We start from the raw sequence: 3,368 nt of genomic DNA, 5'->3' as shown, positions 1-3,368 counted from the left end.
TCGACCGAATTGGCTGCTGCGGTCGATCGGGCTGAAGCGGTCTTCATCGCGGTTGGCACGCCCACCCGCGGCGATGATGGACAGGCGGATTTGCGTTTTGTTTATGCCGCGGCAAAGGAGATCGGCGTCGCAATGAAGGGGTTCACGGTCGTCGTCAACAAATCGACTGTCCCCGTTGGGACAGGCGACGAAGTCGAAAGAATCATTCGCACCGTGAGTCCCGACGCTGACTTCGCAGTCGTGTCGAATCCTGAATTCTTGCGCGAAGGCACAGCGATTTATGACTTCAAGCATCCGGATCGGATTGTCATCGGAACGGACGATCCTCGCGCCATCGCATTGATGCACGAAGCGTATCGGCCTCTATATCTTAACGCCGCGCCGTTCCTGTTTACGGCCAGACGCACAGCCGAAATAATCAAATATGCGGCCAATGGCTTTCTCGCGACCAAAGTCGCTTTCATCAACGAGATGGCAGACCTTTGCGAAACGGCTGGCGCCGATGTGCAAGACGTGGCCCGCGGCATGGGCCTGGATAACCGCATTGGCTCAAAATTCCTGCATGCTGGCCCCGGGTTTGGTGGCTCTTGTTTTCCAAAGGATACGCTAGCGCTGGCCCAGACGGCGCGAGAACTTGGTGCGCCAGCTACTATCATTGAGGCGGTCGCAGAGGCCAATCGAACGCGTAAGAACAAAATTGCGCAAAAGGTAATCGCCGCGTGCGGCGATGGCGTAGCCGATAAGACCGTCGCGATATTAGGCATCGCCTTTAAGCAAAACACCGACGATATCCGCGAGGCGCCCGCAACTGACATCATCAAGGCTTTGCAATCAGCTGGGGCGAAAGTACGTGCCCACGATCCGCAGGCGATGGAGAAGGTGAGGCAGGTCTTGACCGACGTCAGCTTTTGTCGAAACGCCTATCTTTGCGCCGAGGGCGCCTCCGCGTTTGTGATAGTGACAGAGTGGGATGCGTTTCGGGCGCTCGACCTCGCCCGGATCAAAGATGCGCTGAGCGAACCGACCGTGGTCGACCTTCGCAATATTTATTCGCCCTCGGACATGCGTAGGAGGGGGTTCCGCTATTTCAGCGTTGGCCGTCAGTAGCTCGTGGATTAAGGCTGACATGCAAATCCTTGTCGGTGAAGACTTGGGCGCTGCGCCCAGGCCGCGAAATGTCCAGTGAGGTTGCAACTTGTCGCGATTTAATGTTCCGCTTCGAGACGCGGGCCCCGGCGGCGACCATTGCGCTAGAGCCGTTCCGTCGCTAGTGGCGGCGCCAGACGCTGAGGCGCCCTCCGCCAAAGGCCGCACGAAAGCCATCGTAGGCGCTCCCACGCCGCTTCCGGTAAGGAAAGCTAGCCCGGTATCCGAACCGACTGAATCCACTGCGATTCCCGAATCAATTGAATTCTGATTCATGATTCCCGCGGCAGAAGGAGAGCGGCAGGGATGGCACTTTCCGATATCGTCGTCATTGACAATTTGGCCGCCCACGAAGGAGCGCGGGTCGAACAGCGCATGAAATCGGCAGGGGCAGAATTGCGAAATCCGCCGCCCTGCAGCCCAGACATGAACCTGATCGAGAAGGCTTTTTCGAAGCTGAAGGCCTATCTGCGCAAGTTCGCCGAGCGAACCGTACCAGCCTGACGAGGGCGCTCAGAGCCTGCTGTCGACATCTTCAAATCTCTCGAATGGACAAATTACTTTGCCGCCTGCGAACGGGGCCGGGCTCGGCTCACGCGCCCTCGCCCGCTCGATCGACGGGATGCCTTCCGACAAGATCCCGCCCCTCTATCTCGCCAAGGGAAATTATTTTGCCCTGACCAAACGGTCCCCCTTTACCCGGCTGATCTATCCAATCCCGACGCCGGGTGGGCTCGGCGTTCATCTCACCCTCGACCTCGTAGGACAAGGGCCTGACGTAGAATAGGTGGACGAGGTGCACTACGACGTCGATCCCAAGCGCGCTGACTCTTTCTGCGCGGCCATTAGAACCTACTGGCCCGAACTACCCGACGGCTCGTTGCAGCCGTCGTTTTCCGGCACCAGACCGAAAATCACCCGTCCTGGTGGGTCCGAAACTGACTTTTTGGTTCAATCCGAAAAAGACCACGGCGTTCCCGGCTTGATCAATCTGTTCGGAATCGAGTCGCCGGGCCTCACAAGCTTGCCTGGCAATCGCAGAATGGATTACGAGGCTGATGAGTCGCTCATGGCGAAAAACTCCTCCCGGGCTCCGGGTTAAGCCATAGCCGCCGACCACGGAAATATTAGTAGTTGGGATGGTTGCATGCAGTTTCATCCGACAATACTTCAGGGAGCTTGGCGGATTGATTTGGAACCGGGGTACGATAACCGTGGATACTTTGCCAGAACTTTTTGCGCAAATGAATTTGCGGCTCAAGGGCTTGAGACGAACTATCCGCAACATAGCATTTCGTATTCAGCTCGCAAGGGTACCCTTCGAGGCATGCACTATCAACGTGAGCCGGACGGCGAAGTAAAAGTTGTGCGATGTGTTAAGGGTTGCATTTGGGACGTCATCATCGATATCAGACCCAGTTCCCCGACATATTGCCGGTGGTTGAAGTTCGAGCTCTCGAGCGAGAGAGGAGACCAACTATATATTCCGGCCGGATTTGCTCACGGTTTTCAGACACTCTGCGACGGCGTAGTGGTCAGCTACCTGATTTCTGTATCCTATGCGCCACAATCAGCTTGTGGTATTCGCTACAACGATGGGACTTTTGGCATCAACTGGCCTCTGCCGGTTACGGAAATCTCAGTGAAAGACGCGCATTGGGCTGATTTCTGTAGATAAACGCGAGGTTTGATCACCCTGCTAGGAGCCTGTCGGACTTAAGAACGTAATAGAAACAAATTGCAATAATCTGCAAATTGTTAAGGCGTAGACGTAATAATATTGCATCAATGACCTTAGTCTTAGCATAAAATTGCGCGCTTTTTCTGAATCCGACAGTCTGCTAGACGGGTTCCTTTGAAGGACACGAGGAACACGTGCATATGAATATTCCACAACCCATAACGTCGCGATCGTCGGCAGACCCACTGATAACAGTCGCAATTCCGACCTTCAACAGGATTGGGTGGTCACGCAGTTAGCATCACTGCTGCGACTACGCCTGTGGCGATCGTCGGAATTCTACTGGGTCTCAGCCATGGGGGCCGATCCGGGTTGCCTTGGGGGGCCGCGCGGGCTCTCTGTGGAACGCAGGTGGATTGGACCCTGTCCGGCGGGAAGCCGCTCGACATAAAAACGATTGCCGGACGCTAAATATCATGGCGCCCGGATAAGGAGTTCGAGCTTCGTCAATCGAGCGGCAGCTTTGCTTGACCATGTTCAG

The 3,368-nt window shown here is 55.8% G+C and carries 3 protein-coding genes and 1 pseudogene; all 4 read left to right on the top strand.

The window, feature by feature from the left end; all coding sequences use genetic code 11:
• Positions 1-1,107, top strand: a 1,107-nt coding sequence (locus ACLP2E_RS16870) for a UDP-glucose dehydrogenase family protein (RefSeq protein WP_442466590.1), incomplete at its 5' end; no start/stop codon positions are given.
• A 345-nt stretch (positions 1,108-1,452) separates the two neighbouring features.
• Positions 1,453-1,650, top strand: a complete 198-nt coding sequence (locus ACLP2E_RS16865; protein ID WP_442466589.1) for a transposase — start codon at positions 1,453-1,455, stop codon at positions 1,648-1,650.
• A 70-nt stretch (positions 1,651-1,720) separates the two neighbouring features.
• Positions 1,721-2,255: pseudogene (locus ACLP2E_RS16860) on the top strand (NAD(P)/FAD-dependent oxidoreductase); the annotation flags it as partial.
• A 38-nt stretch (positions 2,256-2,293) separates the two neighbouring features.
• The gene (locus ACLP2E_RS16855; RefSeq protein WP_442466588.1) at positions 2,294-2,824 is read left to right on the top strand and encodes a dTDP-4-dehydrorhamnose 3,5-epimerase family protein; all 531 of its coding nucleotides are present in this window, start codon (positions 2,294-2,296) and stop codon (positions 2,822-2,824) included.
• The last annotated feature ends 544 nt before the right edge of the window (positions 2,825-3,368 follow it).

This window comes from Rhodoblastus sp. (genome assembly GCF_052145335.1).
Classification (GTDB): Bacteria; Pseudomonadota; Alphaproteobacteria; order Rhizobiales; family Beijerinckiaceae; genus Rhodoblastus.
The sequence above is the reverse complement of the archived record's forward strand: the minus strand, read 5'-3'. Positions and strand labels throughout refer to the sequence as shown.